Here is an 18,845-nt window from a genome sequence, read left to right as displayed (position 1 = left end):
AAATAAGAATATGTATAATTTGCGCACCTGTAAATTTTATGAAGGATCTTTAGAACTTACTTAATTTAATACGATACGATAGTTTCTTCCAATTAATAGAAATAAAATCGGTTTAAAAGATGAATTATTAAAGCTAAAGTTCATATAGATTATTTTACACCAAGCAATATAAATATTTGTAAGTGAAAACAAAAAAATATGTCCTATTCCTGTTTATTACTGCTTAAAAGTTCGGCGCTTTTTATAAGTCGTATCATCTCACCTCGATAGCCTTCCTCATCACTACCTTTCGCATCTTTTGCCAGCATATAAGCCGATTTCCATGTGGCGGTCCCTAAATATTTAGAGTCTCGTAACAACATACCGAATTCTGCTACTGATGCGGAGAACCTATAATTATCACTGGTCTCGGTAAATGCTACAGGCTTGTTTTGTACAGATTGCTCAATAAGCAAACTCTTATTTTTTTCAGGTTTTTTATAACGTAATTTAAGCGTGATTAAATCGTTGCTTTCTAAAGCCTGACTTGTCAATTCTGATGTCTGGTATCTTAGACGATTCTCCTTATCGCTATTGTTTTTAGAAGGAATAATTTCATATAAGGCTGTAACTGTATGTCCCGCACCTATCTCTCCGGCATCTTTGGTATCATCTTCAAAATCTTCTTCATTCAGTAAACGATTTTCATAGCCTACCAATCTGTATTTTGAAACATGCACCGGGTTAAACTCCAATTGAAATTTCACATCTTTTGCAATGGTATACATGGTCCCTCCAAATTCACTCACCAATACTTTTCGGGCTTCTAATAAATTATCGATATACGCATAATTACCGTTACCTTTATCGGCTATAATTTCCATTTTATCATCCTTATAATTCCCCATCCCAAAACCTAAAACCGAAATAGCTATTCCTTTTTCACGTTCTTCGGTTATTAAGCGCTCCATTTCAGAATTACTACTTAACCCTACATTAAAATCGCCGTCTGTAGCCATAACAATACGGTTGTTGCCCTTTTTTATGAAATTTTCATTAGCTATTTTATAGGCTAATTTTAAACCTTCGCCACCTGCTGTAGATCCGCCTGCACTTAGGCCTTCTAAAGCCTCGATAATGGTTTTCTTATCCTTACAACTGGTCGACGGTAACACTAACCCCGAACTACCTGCATATACTACAATAGCGACGCGATCCTTTGGTCTTAGGCTTTCTAAAAGGAGTTTTAATGAAGATTTTAATAAGGGTAACTTATTCGGACTATTCATAGAACCTGATACATCCAAAAGAAAGACGATGTTAGACGGCGGCAAATCATCCATAGGTATCTTTTTGCCTTGTAACCCGACATGTAATAACAAATTATCTTTATTCCATGGGCAAGCCGACAATTCTGTGTTGATACTAAAAGGGGCATCGTCTTTAGGCGCTTTATAATCGTAATTGAAATAATTTATCATTTCTTCAATCCGAACAGCATCTGCCGGAGGTAAGCCCCCGTTATTTATATAACGACGTACGTTGCTGTAGGATGCCTTATCTACATCTACAGAAAATGTAGACAACGGGTTTTTAATAACATCTTTAAAATCATTCTCCTTAATTGCAGCATAACTTTCTGTGTTTTGTGGTATTCGCGCAATAGAATACCCTACAACATGCTCTCTCTTCATCATCCTGGACTCTGCCATGCCTACTACCACAACTTCATCTAAAGTAGCTGAATCTTGTTCCAGGGTGACATTAACAATGGTTTTACCCTTTACTTTTACTTCTTTGGTTTTATATCCTATAAAAGAAAATACTAACACCTGATGTTTTGCATCGATTTCAATCTCGTATTTACCGTCAAAATCTGTTGTAGTGCCTTTAGATGTGCCTTTAACATAAACATTAGCTCCCGGAAGTGGTGTTTTAGTGTCGTCGTAAACTGTGCCTGTAATTTTTTGACCTATTACCGTTTGAGCTAATAGAATTACAAAGAACATAATTGTAATGCTGATTTTGTTTAGTTGCATAGCTGTATGTTTTAAGATTAATGAAACGTATTATTTTAAGATTAAATAAGTTGTATCATAAATTATTCCAAACTAACCTATTAGTTTAAAATAACGCCATTTAAATTAATTAAAATGTAGTCAATAACCTAAAAACAAGTAAGAAAAGAAGTAATTATTTGGAGTTAAATAACTAAACTGCTTTATTGAAACTCAAGGTGTATGTTTTCAGTAAACGCCTCTACTCTATTCCAGTCTGTAAACTCCAGAGGTTTTTCTGTTTTTGTCGGGCCTTTGGTCATTTTCATGATGAGTTTAATCATTAGGCTGTCTAAGAAGGAATAGGATTGATAATCTAACTTCCCTGCAAACACATCTACAATGTCTGGTCTCCAAGCTTGCTTTTCAAAAAACTTAATCACATAAGGATTGGTATCAAAGGTGCTTTTGTCTATTTTTCTGGCCACCAGATTTACCGAAAAAAATGCCGTTTTCATCTTTTTCAGGGTATCAATATGTTTATCTATAAAATTTGAAACAGTCTTATGGTGCTTGCCATACCTAATACTAGCTCCTATGATTAATGATGAATAGTTTAGTAAATTCCCTTTAAACTTTGAAATTTCAAACACTTCTACATTAATGCCCCTTTCTTTTAAATTGTCAGCAATGCTGTTGCATATTTTTAATGTTTGTCCGTCTACAGAAGCATATAACATCAGTAAGGTATTCATGCTATAAATTTTAAATAATTATGAATGACACCAGTTATTCGAGGGCATATTTTATGTTAACTGAAACTTCAAACTTCACCTTCTGAAATTCGGTATTAATAGGATCGGCAACTTCAGCTTCATATCTGCTGGCCATCCCTCGTATTTGAATACCTGCAGCTTTCCCTTGCAAGGCATTAGTAATGGAATAACCATCTGAAATATAAAGTGCCTTACCAATACTCTGGTTTAAAGGTTTAGCCATGGTTTTAGCTGTTACAAGCGATTTCTTTACGGCGCGAGATTTTAATTCTAATAATAATTCTTCAGATTTAGAGTACTCTGTACGATCTATACTCACATTCGAAATATCTACATATTCTAATTCGGCTAATACTTTTCCGGCGGTCACAGCATCGCCTACCACTAACGCATACATTTTAGATTTTACGACATTCTGCCCTTTTAAAAAGTAATTTTTAAAATCACTTGAGAACTCTTGTAAGGACAAGTCTTTTTCGGTGTCGATATTTAGTTGCTTTAGTGTCTTTTCCAGTGTTTTTTCCTGCTCTTCAACAGACGTTTTGTTTTTGCTATCGGCTTCATTTAAAAGTATAGACATATATATTTTATCAGGAACCACCAGCGTGTCTACTTTGGCATTGGTCTCAACATAAGGTTGATCTATAAAGTTTTTTTGTGCTAAAGCTAATGTAGGTACAGCTAAAAGAATTAGGATTATTAAGTGTTTCATTGTAGGTTTTTATTAATAGATGCATTAAACGGAATTTGGTTGCGTAACGAATTCTGGAAATATAATTTGATTTAGATGTTTTTAATGTCGTGTTAAAGTTAGCAATTCCGAGTGGATTCAGCTAGCTCTGAGGGTTTTTAATCTGCCTTAATTCTGGTTCTATAGTTTTGTATGAAATATTTTATTTAACACAATCATGGTCTTCAAAATCCCAAGGTATTTCCCTCTTAAAGTATCGAATATATTTTTCCATTAATTCCAGTGAAATATGTTCTTTAAAAAGTCGTATAGTCCTACTTTTAGTTGAATCATCACGAAATATTTCCATAATCAGTTCATCATTTTGATAGATTTCAATTCCGATTCCATCACGCGCATTTACATCGCTACAAATCAGAACGTTCTCATTAGTCATATTAAATATTTTGATTTATTGAGTACAATGGTTTGTGCAACCGTTAGTTTCTTTCAACGAGGTTTTTTCCTTCCTACCAAGATACGCTAAGGTTACAGCATATAGCACTAAAAATATAGAAAGTGTAACAAAAAATACAGTTTCATCTACAAACTTATAAGTGTTATCACTATACAAATACGACAAATAACCACCTAAAGGAAGTAAAAGAAATACACCTCCTAAAGTGATTATCAGGCGTTGCCTTTGTAATGATTTTATAGCGGTAAACAGAATCATAATTAGAGTTACTACAATTAGTATGGACAGCATGACACCCAATATATCACCAGCCATAAAACTAAAAATTAAAGACATGCCTATTGGCATCGCAATATGTTCGCCCGGCAGTATGATGCATAAATAAGAAATACACATAAGTATTTTGAGTAGTCGTTCCATTATTACCTATTAAATACACTGGGTTAAACTAATTTTTCAAGACAATTCTATAGCGGGCTTTTCCTTCTTCTAAATGTGCGATAGCCTCATTAACATCACTCATAGAAAACTCTTCTACTTGTGGATAGATTTCATGACGCACACAAAAATCAAGCATGGTTTTAGTTAGTGCAGGGCTCCCAATAGGACTTCCTCCTACCGATTTTTCTCCCATAATTAAACTAAATGCCGGAATAGCCATAGGCTCTAGTACAGCTCCAACCGTATGAAAACGCCCTTTAGGTGCAAGGGTCATTAAATAAGAATTCCAATCAAGAGACACATTGGTGGTATTTAATATAAAATTAAGTTGACCAGCGATGCTTTCCAGCTCTTCTGGTGCTCTTGAATTAATTACTTTATTAGCGCCCATATTTAAAATATCCTGTTTTTTGTTTGGATTCGAGCTAAATGCAACGACTTCACACCCCCAGTGTTTTAAAAACTTAATGGCCATATGTCCAAGACCGCCAATACCTATTACACCAACTTTATCTATAGGTTTTACGCCCGCAAGAATTATCGGATTAAAAACCGTAATACCTCCACATAATAATGGCCCAGCCTTACTCATATCGATGCCTTCGGGAAGGGGAATTACCCATGACCAATGTCCGCGAACCTTATCGGCAAAACCACCATTTCTTCCCACAATAGTGGCCTCACTACTTCCGCATAAATGATGTGATCCATCCATGCATTGTTCGCAGCTCATACAAGACGATGACATCCATCCTAATCCTACTTGATCTCCAACTTTTAGGTTTTTCACGGCATCACCAATTGCTAGAACTTCACCAATAATTTCATGACCGGGAACAAAAGGATATTGAGACATGCCCCATTCATTATTAATCATACTTAAATCGGAATGACAAATTCCACAATAAGATACTTTAATATCAACATCTTCTGCACCTAAAGGTCCCAATTCGTATGTATAAGGTGTTAGTTTCGATTTTTCTGCTGTCGCAGCATATCCGTTTACTTTCATGGGTTTTGTTATTTATTAATTGAATAAAAGCCACCAAACTGAAGCTTAAGGCCTCATTTTGGTGTCGTCTCTTTAAATTTACAAATTCTCTTACTTAAAACACCTTAAAGAATTGATTTATTTGTGTTGGTTTGTTGTATTTATAACCCAAAAGGTTTTCCTGAAGCTTAGAAAGTTTACCCGAATCGATTTAAATTTATGTAGTTGGTATAAGGTATTGAATATTAATTAGATATTATTAAATGATTCAGGGTCTTAGTCATTTTTTTAAATTCTTCTTTGGTAAAACCAACCGAAGCATAAACAATGGTTCCTTCAGCATCTATAATATAATTTCGGGGAATATAACCAGTTGCAAATTTGCTGTAAACAGACTTATCCTGATCGCCATATACAGGGAACCCAAGCTTGTATTTATTTTTAAATGCAATCACTTCACTTTGGTTATGTCCTCTGCCAATGGCTATAAATTTAAAATTCGTATGGTCTTTATATTTCAACCAAACCTTATCCTGTAGTAAGGGCATTTCTGCAACACATGGACCACACCAGGTGGCGAAAAAATTAATAAGAACGATACTTCCTTTTTGGTCGGCGATAGAGAATGACTGCCCGTTTTCATCATTTAAGCTAAAGTCTGGAACTTGCTCGCCTTTGTGCACAATATTAGACCCTTCAACATTTTGTCCGTAAATGGATAATGACAATGTAGCAATCGCAAAAAATACAGTCAAACGAAAAGTTATGGCATTCATAGTATTAGCTTTTATTACCTATTAAAGTTGTTAATCAGATTTTATATTCAGGCTTTTCGCAAGGTTAAATACCCAGCAATACCACACAAAAGGGAAGCTATAAAAATCCCTATTTTAGCTTGTAGAATATAAGCAGCATCCGCAAACGCCAGGTCTGTTATAAACAACGACATGGTAAAACCAATACCTGCCAGCATCGCTGTTCCGTAAATTTGTTTCCAATTAACACCTTCCGGAAGTGTTGCCAGTTTCAGTTTTACTAGGATTTTAGAAAAACCGACAACTCCAATAAATTTACCAAACGCCAACCCAAAAATGACACCCAGGCTAACATTGCTACTCAAATTATCAAAAAAGCTACCAGAAAACGTTATACCAGCATTAGCAAGAGCAAATATTGGCATGACCACATACCCCACCAATGGGTGCATACGATGTTCAAGACGTTGCAGCGGTGTCATAGCCCCTTTGCAGTAACTTCTTATTTTTGCTAAAATATGAAGCTGGTCTGCTGTAATTAAAGAAACATTGTTAGGGGCACTTCGTTCAAATTCATTCGTAAGGTCATTCATTTTTTTTACAAATAAAGTGTCTCCAATTTTTACATTACCAGGAATTGTAAGCGCTGCAATTACCCCCGCAATGGTAGCATGAATTCCAGAGAGCAAAAACGCCATCCATAAGCCGCCAATGCCAACAACCCCATAAAATATAGTACTTCTGACGCCTAAAATATTGGCTAATAAAAGCACAGCAAAAAAACCACCACCAATTAATAGGCTAATTGTAGAAATATCAGAAGTGTAGAAAAAGGCAATAACCATTACTGCACCCAAATCGTCAACAATAGCCAAAGCCGTTAGGAATATCTTGAGAGATATAGGTACTCTATCACCTAACAAGTAAAGTATGCCCAATGCAAAAGCAATATCTGTAGCCATGGGAATCCCCCATCCATTAGATGCTTCACCTGTTGAATTCCATAATAAATATAGAAATGCAGGCACCACCATACCACCTATTGCTGAAAAAATAGGAAGCATAGCATCTTTGGGCTTTGAAAGTTCGCCAGCCATGATCTCTCGCTTCAACTCTAATCCCACTACAAAAAAGAATATCGACATCAACCCATCATTAATCCAGTGATGCAAGGATTTAGACACTTTAAAATCACTAAAACCTATAGTGAAGGTATGTTCCCAAAAATGATGGTAAGCCTCTTTAAGAGGGGAATTTGCTAGTATTAAAGCTAGTATAGCTGATGCAAATAATAAAATGCCACTGGTTGTAGAATTGCTAATAAACCGGTTTATGGGAATTAATAAATACTTATCTATTGGATCTAGTCTCATTGAGGACGTTTTTTATTTTGAAATATATTATAATGCATTAATTATCAGTATATTCTCTAACCCCTAATAAGGTTGGTTTTATGACTACCCGTCAGGATTTCTGGATTATTAACTAATATAACAAATTTGCGAGGATTTTCCGAATGAAAATACGGAGGAGTAATCACTATACATTGTTATTATCCTTTTTTTGAGGAAATATAAGTTTACAGAATTATTGAAAATAATCTTCTCCTAAATTCCTCCGTTTCGAAAATTCTTTAACATACAACTTTAACTCAGGTTCGTATTGATATAATACTTTGTTTTTAGCTATCTCAAATTCTTTAGCAGTATACTTTCGTGGAGTTGTATGTCTCATTCCAAAGGTAGATTGAGCTTCATAAAATACAACATAATATAACACCTTAAATTTATAGTTGTTTGATTTTAATACATTCAAATCATGTTCTGTAATAGCAAATTCAAAACTCAAATCAATAAAACCTGATGAAACAGGAAAACTATACATTAGCCCCGTTTCACTTTTATAAATAAAAGAGCTATAACCTTTATTGAGACTATAAACCTCACTATTTCTTTTCATTATTTTTTTAATTGAATATTCTATAAACACATGATAATTGCAATATGAATAACCATCCGTTATGGGTTTAGTCTACTTTATTTTTCAGTTTAGAATTGTCGTTGGCAAACCTTTAGGTTCCGAGGAGCTAATCCCGAGTGGATTCAACTAGCCCTGAGCGTAATCGAAAGTTAGTCTAATCTTCCGTTAAGGTTATAGATACTTACTCATTGTTGTTGTTGTCATTCCTTTTTTTCGAGGTAAGCGATTAAGTTCATTAAGGTCTTTTCATTGGCAGGTATGAAATAATTCATTAACGAAAGATATTTAGGATTGTTTTTATATCCAATTCCAAAAGACTTTATATTAGTGTCTCCATTTTCTAACTCATCAAAATAAATAACATTGAAGAAATCCTTGGCGTCACTTCTCATAAATTCAGGAAAATTATCGGTTATTTCTGCTTGTAATGTTAGAAGTCTTTTCGGTACGTAATTTATGATGTGAGTAACAATTGTGGTGCTGTCTCCTATTTGTCCTTGCTCATTGTAATTCGTTTTGATATATCCGCCAACCTTTAGCTCAACTTCGGCAAGAGGCACAGCCCAACTTTCCCAACCTTTTTTAGTAGTATATGCGTTCCACACCGAATCGATAGGCGCTTTTATAGTTAGTTCTTGAATTAAAACTAATTCTGGTGTTTTTGTCGAATCAATTTTCGATACAACTCTTTTCTCCTGTCCGAATGAGATTGAGGACAAAAAGATTGAAAGGAAAAAGATTAGTGTTTTTTTCATTAGAATATATTTTCGTTTTTATGTTTTTTCAAGTGCATCCAATAGTACCTTTGTGATTTCCAATATATCATTATATCTATAAGCACTATTTCTATGGGCTACTAGTAGAGAATTATAAGCTGAAAACACCTTATAATTTTGAAATATTTCCTTCAAATCTATTTCAAATGGTATTTTCTCTATTACGTATGGTATAGCTCTTAATTCGTCAGTTTTTAAAGTGTCTGAAACAGAGGGATTATCACCTGTTATTTGATGAAATAAAGTTTCTTTAGGTACTAAATTTGTAAATTGTACCACTTCTTTTAATAAAATCTGTCCATTTCTAAAATAGGTTTCTTCATAACGGTTTATGTCTTTTAATTTGTATTCAACCATTTCTACATATCTGGTGATTTTAATTTTTAAATCATTAGATTTTATTAATGTTACATTACCAGAATTAATGATTGACCGCGCAGTTCCTAGTGTAGGACTAAATACTGCGTTACCCAGAGGTATGCGCATGTATTTATAAATGCTGTCATTTGGCGTATCGTTTTTAAAGAAGGCATGACACACGATGGCACTTGCTTTAGCTCGTTCTTCACATGAGTCTTTGATTTCCTTAAGTTCTATTTGTGATTTTTTAAGATCTTCTACGAGTTGTTCAATAATAACTTTCTCAGCATTTTTTCTATTTTTTTCGTTGTTCCAATTATTAATTTGAAGCGCAATTAAAATTCCAATAACTACAAGGATAATTTCTCCAAAAGCATATGTCAAATATTTACTGAATTTATGTTCAGCGAGCAGTTTTTGCCTGATTTTTCTAAAGAATTTTATCATTGGTTGGTAGTTTATTTAAAACTAGTAATTTTTCATATAAGTTCTTGAACACTGGTTGTTTACTTAATTAAAAAATTATAAGCTGCAATTGGTGCTGTTATTGGCCGAGTCTCTCTTTCTCCCGAATTGGAAACCGCGGAAATATAATATTCTATTGCTGTGCCTGAATTATGATTTGGAATTTCGGCAGAGAAAAGGTTATCAGTATTGGTTGGCAAGAGCGGAATAATATTCCATTCGGTTGCTCCTGATATTTTCCAGAATAGCTCCGTTTTATTCTCAACAAGTCCTTGTTTGCTGTAATCTATTATTGTTGCAAATACTTTATTGTTTTGATTTGAATCGACTTCTGCTTTAATTTTATTGACTGTAATAAAAAGCATTTCAGGATTCCAAATTGCCCTTGTTCTGCAATGCAATGCATCTCCGCTGTTCCAACCATAAGATTTGTAATGTGCTCTCAATTCATCTGTTACAACAGGCTCATCATCTAAAGCGAACGTAAAGCCTTTTATTTGATATCCTGGCATTGCATCTTCCCAAGTTTGTAATGCAATTGAATCTTGTGGAATATCAAAAAGAGGAACATAAACTACTTTGTTTAATATAAGAGAATTGGTATAGGCCGCTAAACGTTCATCTTTATAACGATCGGTCTTAATTCTTACAATCTTATATGGTTTATTATAGGGTGATTTTAACACTGAAAGTTCATTTGTGACAATATTATTGTAGATGTCATAGAGTTCGTGGTCGTTTGGTGGTTCTGCCACTAAAATTGTTTCTTCATCAATAAGTTTTAACAAGCAGTCAATATGTTGAATTCCCATCTTTTCAAAATTAGAAATGATATTATAGCGTTCAAAACCTAATAGAGAATCATTTAAATGTAGAAAATTTTTACTGTCAATTCCGTGATACTTGTTTTCAGCGAATATAACACAGGTAGAAAAGGCTGTTCCTAATCCATCCGTCAATACATTGCCACCGGTATTGTTAAATGGTAAATCCATAATATCAAACCCCAATTGTTTGGCAAGGGGAATTGTGGCGTCATCATCAATTTGCGTTAGTTCTAATTTATTATTTTCATCCAAGAAGAGGAATCGCAAAGAATCATTACAGGCTAAATCGGTTCCTGGTGTTGAATAAATATATTTTCCATCAGCTAATTTATATTCTTTTTTTCTTGTAAAAATAGCACTTGGGCCCCAATCCCTGGTCCACCAAGCATCAACGCCTTGTTTTGCATAAACAAAAGTCACATTTTCTTGATTGATACCCCATTCATTAAACCATTTTTCTGCTTCTTTTCGAGCGTCTTCGTTTTCTACCATTGTGAATAGATGATTGTCATTCGCAAGTTCGATAGCTAATTTATAGGGAATACTTAGTGGCCAAACTATCAATGTTCCTAAAGCCGGTTCCCATTCTGCAGCAGTTCTATTATTATATCCTTGTGGATAATAATAAGATTCAACTGTCTCAATGTTTCTTTTGGTATTATTCGAACAAGAAAAGAGGAATAATAAAATTAATATATTTAGTGATTTTTGTTTCATAGTTCCTCTTTTATTTGAATTAGCTGTAACGGCTTATTTTATATATAGTTTCGTATTTCTTAAGTGCTTAATTTAGAAAGCTAAACCTAGTAATAAGCTATAAATGGCTTAAGTTAATTATTCAAGTCAAAGAGTAGGTCCTTTGTTTGTAAATAAATTGTTTTATAAATTTCCACATGGGTTTGGGCAACAATTGTTCTTTGTTCCACTAAATTGAATAAATGTAACGTGTTATTTGCATCAGATAACAAATCTTTTGAAGTGTTTCGAATACTATTTAGTGATTCTCTGTCAAAAATTAACTTATTCATGTTTTCAAGTACAGGGTCATCTTCATCTAAAGTAAACAATGTCTGTTTTAAAATTTCAGGCTGGTAAATTCCATCAACAATATGAACATTGTTATTGGCAATTACAGATGAAATTCTTTCCAACTCTTTATAATATTGTATTATTTTTCTCTTTGTTGGCTTATCTTTTAAAATTCCAATAGTTCCAGTGGAAATTAGTTCTTGAAAGGTTGTGTTTAATGGAGTAAATGTTCTTCTAGAAGCTAAAGAATTCAACTTTGCGTATATGGTATCGTTGTCATAAAAGGTTTGGTTTTTAGCGAAATGAGTTAAAATATCTTTTCCATTTTGATAAAAGCTTGATTCGGTTTCTACATAATCCTTTAATAATCTAGATTGTTCTTCAAGGTCAATTATAAGCTCTGCTAAAATTAATTTTTCCTTGTTGTTTTCAATTCTCTTTTGGTTCCAATTATTAATTTGAAGTGCAATTAAAATCCCAATAACTACAAGAATAATTTCTCCAAAAGCATATGTCAAATATTTACTGAATTTATGTTCAGTGAGCAGTTTTTGTCTAATTTTTCTAAAGAATTTTATCATCGATGTTTTGGTTAGTCATAATGTTTAATCCTGAAATATGGCTACAGGTTAAACATATTTTAAGCACTTACTTGTACACCGCATTAGGTGTTTTAAAACCTAAAGATAGGTGTAATCTTACTTCATTATATAATTTAATTGCATTTTTTGTAGCCCTTTTTGCATTACCAGTATTCATAAAGGTTGTATCCAGATAGACCGTAATACTTAAAAAAAACAACAAACGCCCTTAACAAGGACGTTTGTATATTATTTTTCACAACATTATTGACTTGTGTAACAGCTATCATTATTATGCTTTCATTCTTTTATTCATATTCCTCGATTAATTCATAGAGGTTTTCTAATTCATTTTTAAGTCTTTGGTAGTTATCAATCTGTACATTAGAGTTATAAAATATATTGTCTATTAAGCTCTCAAACTTTAGAATATTCAGTACATTTAAATTGTTGTGGCTGCTAAATTTTGAAGGCCCGATTAGTTCTCCATGCGCAGTGTGTTCAAAGTCCATCTGCCTAAAACTGATATGCTCATATATAAACGGATAAAAATATTCGTTAAGGTCTTCGTTCATGTATTTTTCTCCACTTCTAACCTCTTCGACTAGAGATGGCAAACCGTATAAACGTGTTTTTAAGGAATCGGATTTAATAAGTGCGACCTTCCCTGTATTCAGCCCTTCGTTTAAGGTTCCATTTTTAAATTCCACATTGCCATTTGCCATAGTTATAATGATTAGGCTGTCTAAAGTCTTTGAAGAAAGTTTGGTTATATCTTCACCAATCATTTTTAAAATAGCTAAAGAACTCCTTCTTTGGCTTTCTTTTTTTTCAATTTCCTCTTTAACAAAACCTATATTACTTTTTACTTCGGCTTTTAGTCGTACAACAAACTCTTTAGATTCTTTTAAATTGCTTTTATTTAGGTTCCTGTTATTGATTTGAAGCGCAATTAAAATTCCAATAACTACAAGTATGATTTCTCCTATTGCATAAATAAGATATTTACTGAATTTGTTTTCAGTTACTAACCTTTGTCTAATTTTTCTAAAGAATTTTATCATTGGTTAATGGTTGTAATAATCGAACACCACAGCTTGTGCATAGTTTCGTTAAATGAAAATCCGCTACAATTATCAGATTATCTAACTAAGATAGTAAAGTTGTGTGAACTTTCCGTGAAGAAAATTAGAGTAACCAAATACGCACTAACTATTTATTTTGTAATAAATTACTAATTATTTTTATGCGTCTTTGTTGTAAACCGTATTTTTATTCCTTTACCAATTTCAACCATTTATTCTTTCCAATTGTTAGTGTTCCAACAAGTCCAATGAGAAACAATATTAAAATTCCTATTCCGATATTTTTCACATACATAGTTGTACCCCGTGTTTTATTCGAGGCTATTTAAATATTTCTCTAACATAGTATAGCCATCTGAATCAATCCTATTTCTGTCGTCAGGATTTGTTTTATCCAGTTTATGTTTTTCCTCCCAAGTATCAGGAATTCAATCATGGTCTGTTTATTGGAGCTTCCACTTCCATGTTTGAACCAAATTCAGGCTGAGTTCCTTTAATTATTGGAAGAATCTTCGTAAGGTCAATTTGAGGAGTTAACTCTTCCTCACGTTTTTTACTAAAAAGGTTTTTAAACATATCTAATATGTATTTATAGTAGTTCCCAACCACCTTGGTATTTGTCCCCTGTGATTTTTTCTAGTTCAGCACACATTTTATTCCACGAATCAAAAGCTCCTTCGCCACCTTTAATGGATACAACGTTTAATCTGTCAACGTATTCGAAGTCCTCTTCACCACTTTCAACACCGTATCCTTTTTCTTCAATCATAAGTGCAATTGTTGGGAAGTATTGCTTTGCCCATTCAGGGTTCAATACAGGTTCAAAGTAATCGTTCATTGCTGATCCAGCTTCATAACCTTGTTCCCCCCAAAGTTCTTTAGGTTCATCAATAATTTTAGAGTCGTGAAGTCCCTTTTTTATTTGTTCAGTCTTAATCTCCTTTACCTCTTCTTTAGGCCAAAATTTTAATATACAATCAGACATCGTTTAGTTTTTATTCTTTTACCGCTAACGATCTGGTATAACAATCAGTTGCGGATTGGTTGGAACTAAGATAGCTAAAATTACTAACTTTTACGCTTGTGAATGGGTGTTGAAATCCCAGTTAACTTTGGTAGCCCAAGAATAAAGTTGAAGATAGTTCTATTAGGTGTAAAGAGCGAGTTGAAAAGATGGTTATTGAACCGCCGTATACGTGCCCCGCTTGGTTTATCCTGAGCGCTAGTCGAAGGGTACGGTGGTGTACTCAATCTGTTATTTTATTATATAGAATTTCGTGATATAGCTTCGCTAAGTTGAGAGGCGCACCGTGAACTTAGCGTTCACGGCCGTCTATTCGATTGTGTGTAGTTTTTTATTAATCAGCTTCTATATCTTTCAGTTTTTTCGCTGGATTACCAGCAAAAATTGTGTTTTTTGGAACGTCTTTTGTCACAACAGAACCTGAAGCAATAATTGAATTGTCTCCAATTTTAACTCCACCAATTATTACACAATGTCCGCCAATCCACACATTATTTCCAATTGTTGTAGGTTTCGCAAATCCAGTTTTGTGTCGGTCAATTGGATTTATGTTATGTCCAGCTGTATAAATTCCAACATTTGGTGCAATAAGACAATTATCTCCAATTTTAACTTCCGCCATATCCAAGATGGTACAATTGAAACCTGCGTAAAAATTCTTGCCAACGTGAATATTGTATCCTAAATCGCAATGGAAATTATGTTCGACTGAAATTCCATTTCCTACTGTTCCAAAAAGTTCGGTCAATATTTTCGTTTTCAACTGTTCATTTTCGTAGTCAGCCAAATTGAATTTTTGCAGAAGTTTTCCAGCTCGAACGAAGTCCTTTTTTAGATTTTGGTCATTTCTTTTGTATTCAATTCTCTTCAAATTCTTTTATTTTCTTGATTTTAGTTCAAATGTCTCGTCCTGAAATATGGCTACAGGTTAAACATGAATTTAAGCAGTTAATTTGTATACCATATTTGGTGTTTTAAAACCTAAAGATAGGTGTAATCTTACTTCATTATATAATTTAATTGCATTTTTTGTAGCCCTCTTAGCGTGAGCTGTATTCATAAATGTTGTATTCAGATAGACCGTAATACTTAAAAAAAACAACAAACGCCCTTAAAATGGGCGCTTATGTATCATGTTTTTTCAAAATTATGGGCTTGTGCAACGGCTACTGGTGTTGTAAGTAGTTTCATTTTTTTTTGTAAACCCTAATAAAAGGTTCTCCTTTCCGTATGAAATTAATTTTATCTTTTTTTATCCATTCGATTCTTACTGTGTCTGAAGCAAAGTCTGTTCTTTCTGGTACTGTTACAATTTTTGAATTAGGTATCCAATACCAATTTGCTTTTAAAGGAGTTTTATGGTCAGGGTCTATTATATTTTCTCCATTTTCTTTATAAATTACGTCGGGAAATTTAATTTTAAATTTTGGACTATTTTTAGTGAGACTAACATCTGGATTTAATTTTTTTCCATTTTCGTCAATCATTTTGATAAATTTCCATCTTCCTATTAAGTTTTCTTTAGGTAGGTCTAAATTCTGTGCACTGTGGTTTAAATAAGTTAAAAAGAATACAACACTTATTATTATTTTTAATTTCATGAACCTGATTTTAAATTACTTACAACATATGTATAAACACACTGGTGTGTTTATTTCTATTATATATACACCCAAATATACATAAATACCTACAAAAAAGTGCTGTTATTTAAGAAAATACACATTTAATTGAAACGCCTGTTTTAGGGGTTTCCTTCGAGTCATGTTCGATATTCCTTCGGGAATCCTTCGGTAAAACCCTTATTTTACGAAGAAAACCCGAGGAATTCCCGAAGGAAACACGAACCAAACCCCTGCAATGCTACAATATCATATTTAAAATCTTACAATAAAATTAAATTAGTCAGTTTTTTCTTTGTATATTTACTTTATGTAACCCCTTAATAATCAAAATCATGGCAACATACCAACAAGGTGTTTTAGGCGATTTCTCAGGAAAAGTAGGGACTGTAATTGGTAGTCGCTGGCGCGGTAAAGCAGTGTTACGATCGCTACCCAACAAATCGCATAAACCACCAACACCAGCCCAACAAAAGCAACGCAATAGATTTAAATGTATCCACAGCTTTTTAACCCCCATTAAAGACCTTTTAAATGAGACCTTTGGAGCACCTGTAAAGAGTAAATCGCGATACAATCTGGCGTTTTCGTATCACTTAAAAGAAGCTACCATTTTTAACGGTGTGGACTTTATAATACAGTATAACAAAGTATTAATAAGCATGGGGTCGTTACGTGGTTTTGAGGATGTAGTTGTTGAAACACAGGAAAACCAACCCTTAAAGCTACAATGGACAGATAACAGTAATCAAGGCATGGCTTATGCAGACGATAGGCTTTTGGTGGTCGCTTACGCCCCGGCTATAAAACAATTTGCTTGTTTTACTCCCACAGTGCAACGTAGCGATTCGGCCTACCCCTTAAATTTCGAGCCTGTATTTCAAGGTCTTGAAGTGCAGCTATGGGCAGGCTTTACAAACCCCCAAAAAACATTAAGTGCTACCAGTTGTTATTTGGGGCCTTATACAGTTTAAGACAAAGGCGGTGTATGCTTTGCATTGGTATATCTTATTTCGATTTATGTCCGAATCTGTAATTTAAAGAAAACACCATTTTCCCACTGGTGTTATCATCAAAAGGCAAATAATAATCTTCTTCAAAGATATACATGATATTGATGCCAAATTGTTCGGTTATTAAGGCTTCGGCTGAAATATAACCGGTATCTAAATTTAATATATGTCCATAGCGTAAACTGTAATTATCACTTAAACCAAATCCTGAGCCAATACTTACTCTGGAGTATAATGTTGGAAATGCCGAAGGATACATAAAACCGTAATTATAATCGATATCAAAATACTTTTTAGGCCCCAGACGCACATAAAACTCAGGTAAAATGGTATAGGTTTTTTGAGCATCTCCTATATTGTTTTCATCTATAGTTTCATCTTTATTAACTCTTAAATTACCCAACTGAAAACCACCACCGCCTCCCAGCCATTTGCCATCCACTTTAAAATAAGGGTTTACACCAAAAATAAAGTCAGATTCGCTGGTATTCGCAGAGAGATTCGTGCTTTTAATGGTTCCTGCTGAGAGATTAGCGCCATAGGTAATTTTACTTTTTTTCTTTTCTGTAATAAAGGAGTACCCGCCGCCAACAACACTGTAGGTTTGTTTAAAATACTGGCTGTCGTAAGTGGTGCCGCACTCCCCTTCCTGTGGATTAAAACGGACTTCATTTGCAAAATCGCCAAAAGAGCCACCAACATCAATTCGGTGATATTGTTTTACTACAGGCTTTTGTGTGGGAATGGTTTGTGCAAACACATAAACTGGCATCACGAGTGCCAAACTGGTTATCCAACGGTACCGTTTTAAACGGTTATCGGTAAATAAGTAATACCCCGAAAGCACAATAGCAGGAAGAAACTTAATCCATATCACTGCAATTTCGTAAGTAGACAACAAGCCTTTAAACGTATAAAGTCCCAGAGATATGAGGATGATATACATAAAATCGGCATGAAGAAAGGGTGAGTTTTGTCGTCCCTTAATCAATTCTATGCTTAAGTATCTCTCATAAATTAATAATATAACTGAAGCCAAAACACCATACAGAAGCATGCTCCATTGGTACCAGCGCAATCCGTAATAATACACATCATTAAATTGGGAGCCGCTTGGATCTCTGAAAAACTCTATGCCAAAGCGCATAAAAAAGAATAGCACTAAGCCCGATACTATAGCACTGAAGTTTTTACGCCAATACTTATGGGTTTTACAAACTATAAACCCAACCACAAACAGAATAAGACTTTCGTACAATTGTACAGGGTGCACAGAAAGGGTGGTCGCCATATCTGAAGGGATTAGTCCCGCAGACCACTGATTGAAATGGGCATGGGTACCCACAGGATAGCGAACCGCCCAAAAGGCATTACTGGGTACGCCATAGCAACAACCGTTAAACAAACAGCCAAATTTAATAATGCCCAAGGCTATGGGCCCCAACCAGGCATATAAATCCAGCATGGGCCGATTAAACCCGAAAACGCGCTGAGAGATCACTAAACCAACCAAACCAAACAACAAGCCTCCTACGGCCGATCGGTTATTAAATTCAGTGGCTGGCGACTGTATAACGCTTAACCAGTGGTCTATAGAGATGGTAAACAGCCTTGACCCTAAAACCGTAAACAGCGATATGGTGGTTAACATAAGTAATACCGAACGCAAGTGGTATTTGCGTTTAACACTTTTATAAAGCACCATGGCGTAAATAAAAACAAAAGCTAAAAGATAAAACAGCTTGAAGTAAAACCGGGGATTCTCGATAGTAATGTCCATACTTAACGGGTTTTATTAAATAGGTCATTTAAATACCTCGAATATTTAAATTAAAACGTTGGTTGGTAGTTGGTTAAAGCCGGCTATTAAATTTAATAAATTATACGCATATAATCCTCTGAAAAGCTTAAAATAACACCCTGTTTATGATATTTTAAGTAAAAAAAACAGGCACCCTTAGGATGCCTGTTTGAAATTCGATTAACAGAGTAAAAA

The 18,845-nt window shown here is 34.1% G+C and carries 20 protein-coding genes; 1 reads left to right on the top strand and 19 read right to left on the bottom strand.

What is annotated here, in order from left to right; genetic code table 11:
- Positions 1 to 203: 203 nt before the first annotated feature.
- The 18 genes from ICJ85_RS01710 to ICJ85_RS01630 form a co-directional block, all read right to left on the bottom strand.
- Positions 204 to 2,018, bottom strand: a complete 1,815-nt coding sequence (locus ICJ85_RS01710) for a vWA domain-containing protein (protein WP_241739470.1) — start codon at positions 2,016 to 2,018, stop codon at positions 204 to 206.
- 182 nt (positions 2,019 to 2,200) lie between these two features.
- Positions 2,201 to 2,731, bottom strand: coding sequence for a menaquinone-dependent protoporphyrinogen IX dehydrogenase (gene hemG, locus ICJ85_RS01705; RefSeq protein ID WP_188222036.1), 531 nt, complete (start codon positions 2,729 to 2,731; stop codon positions 2,201 to 2,203).
- A 34-nt stretch (positions 2,732 to 2,765) separates the two neighbouring features.
- Complete coding sequence (locus ICJ85_RS01700) at positions 2,766 to 3,464, bottom strand: SIMPL domain-containing protein (protein ID WP_188222035.1); 699 nt, start codon at positions 3,462 to 3,464, stop codon at positions 2,766 to 2,768.
- A 181-nt stretch (positions 3,465 to 3,645) separates the two neighbouring features.
- Positions 3,646 to 3,879, bottom strand: a complete 234-nt coding sequence (locus ICJ85_RS01695) for a hypothetical protein (protein ID WP_188222034.1) — start codon at positions 3,877 to 3,879, stop codon at positions 3,646 to 3,648.
- Positions 3,880 to 3,894: 15 nt separating this feature from the next.
- Entirely contained in the window at positions 3,895 to 4,320 is a 426-nt protein-coding gene (locus tag ICJ85_RS01690) for a hypothetical protein (protein ID WP_188222033.1), read from the bottom strand.
- A 28-nt stretch (positions 4,321 to 4,348) separates the two neighbouring features.
- Positions 4,349 to 5,353 carry an NADPH-dependent aldehyde reductase Ahr gene (gene ahr, locus ICJ85_RS01685; protein WP_188222032.1) on the bottom strand — a complete coding sequence of 335 codons (1,005 nt, stop codon included), beginning with the start codon at positions 5,351 to 5,353 and terminating at the stop codon, positions 4,349 to 4,351.
- A 224-nt stretch (positions 5,354 to 5,577) separates the two neighbouring features.
- Complete coding sequence (locus ICJ85_RS01680) at positions 5,578 to 6,087, bottom strand: TlpA family protein disulfide reductase (RefSeq protein WP_188222031.1); 510 nt, start codon at positions 6,085 to 6,087, stop codon at positions 5,578 to 5,580.
- 68 nt (positions 6,088 to 6,155) lie between these two features.
- Positions 6,156 to 7,460, bottom strand: coding sequence for a Na+/H+ antiporter NhaA (gene nhaA / locus ICJ85_RS01675; protein WP_188222030.1), 1,305 nt, complete (start codon positions 7,458 to 7,460; stop codon positions 6,156 to 6,158).
- A 214-nt stretch (positions 7,461 to 7,674) separates the two neighbouring features.
- Positions 7,675 to 8,046, bottom strand: a complete 372-nt coding sequence (locus ICJ85_RS01670; protein WP_188222029.1) for a hypothetical protein — start codon at positions 8,044 to 8,046, stop codon at positions 7,675 to 7,677.
- A gap of 221 nt (positions 8,047 to 8,267) precedes the next feature.
- Entirely contained in the window at positions 8,268 to 8,822 is a 555-nt protein-coding gene (locus ICJ85_RS01665) for an SRPBCC family protein (RefSeq protein ID WP_188222028.1), read from the bottom strand.
- Positions 8,823 to 8,840: 18 nt separating this feature from the next.
- A complete protein-coding gene (locus ICJ85_RS01660; RefSeq protein WP_188222027.1) occupies positions 8,841 to 9,650 on the bottom strand; it encodes a DUF6090 family protein in 810 nt (269 codons plus the stop codon).
- 59 nt (positions 9,651 to 9,709) lie between these two features.
- The gene (locus ICJ85_RS01655; RefSeq protein ID WP_188222026.1) at positions 9,710 to 11,212 is read right to left on the bottom strand and encodes an agmatine deiminase family protein; all 1,503 of its coding nucleotides are present in this window, start codon (positions 11,210 to 11,212) and stop codon (positions 9,710 to 9,712) included.
- Between the two features lie 113 nt (positions 11,213 to 11,325).
- Positions 11,326 to 12,105 (bottom strand): DUF6090 family protein, encoded by a 780-nt coding sequence (locus tag ICJ85_RS01650; RefSeq protein WP_188222025.1) that lies wholly within the window; start codon positions 12,103 to 12,105, stop codon positions 11,326 to 11,328.
- Between the two features lie 308 nt (positions 12,106 to 12,413).
- A complete protein-coding gene (locus ICJ85_RS01645) occupies positions 12,414 to 13,169 on the bottom strand; it encodes a DUF6090 family protein (protein ID WP_188222024.1) in 756 nt (251 codons plus the stop codon).
- 610 nt (positions 13,170 to 13,779) lie between these two features.
- Entirely contained in the window at positions 13,780 to 14,175 is a 396-nt protein-coding gene (locus ICJ85_RS01640; protein WP_188222023.1) for a hypothetical protein, read from the bottom strand.
- 373 nt (positions 14,176 to 14,548) lie between these two features.
- A complete protein-coding gene (locus tag ICJ85_RS01635; RefSeq protein ID WP_188222022.1) occupies positions 14,549 to 15,085 on the bottom strand; it encodes a sugar O-acetyltransferase in 537 nt (178 codons plus the stop codon).
- A 69-nt stretch (positions 15,086 to 15,154) separates the two neighbouring features.
- Positions 15,155 to 15,274, bottom strand: a complete 120-nt coding sequence (locus ICJ85_RS16720; RefSeq protein ID WP_394354397.1) for a hypothetical protein — start codon at positions 15,272 to 15,274, stop codon at positions 15,155 to 15,157.
- Positions 15,275 to 15,401: 127 nt separating this feature from the next.
- Entirely contained in the window at positions 15,402 to 15,815 is a 414-nt protein-coding gene (locus ICJ85_RS01630; protein ID WP_188222021.1) for a hypothetical protein, read from the bottom strand.
- A gap of 356 nt (positions 15,816 to 16,171) precedes the next feature.
- Between ICJ85_RS01630 and ICJ85_RS01625 the strand changes: the two genes are divergently transcribed.
- Positions 16,172 to 16,810, top strand: a complete 639-nt coding sequence (locus ICJ85_RS01625) for a DUF6266 family protein (RefSeq protein ID WP_188222020.1) — start codon at positions 16,172 to 16,174, stop codon at positions 16,808 to 16,810.
- Positions 16,811 to 16,844: 34 nt separating this feature from the next.
- Here the strand turns inward: ICJ85_RS01625 and ICJ85_RS01620 are convergent, their stop codons facing one another.
- The gene (locus ICJ85_RS01620) at positions 16,845 to 18,629 is read right to left on the bottom strand and encodes a prolipoprotein diacylglyceryl transferase (protein ID WP_188222019.1); all 1,785 of its coding nucleotides are present in this window, start codon (positions 18,627 to 18,629) and stop codon (positions 16,845 to 16,847) included.
- Positions 18,630 to 18,845: the final 216 nt, after the last annotated feature.

Source organism: Aestuariibaculum marinum (genome assembly GCF_014596975.1).
Taxonomy (GTDB): Bacteria; Bacteroidota; Bacteroidia; order Flavobacteriales; family Flavobacteriaceae; genus Aestuariibaculum; species Aestuariibaculum marinum.
This window is presented reverse-complemented; position numbering and strand designations above follow the sequence as displayed.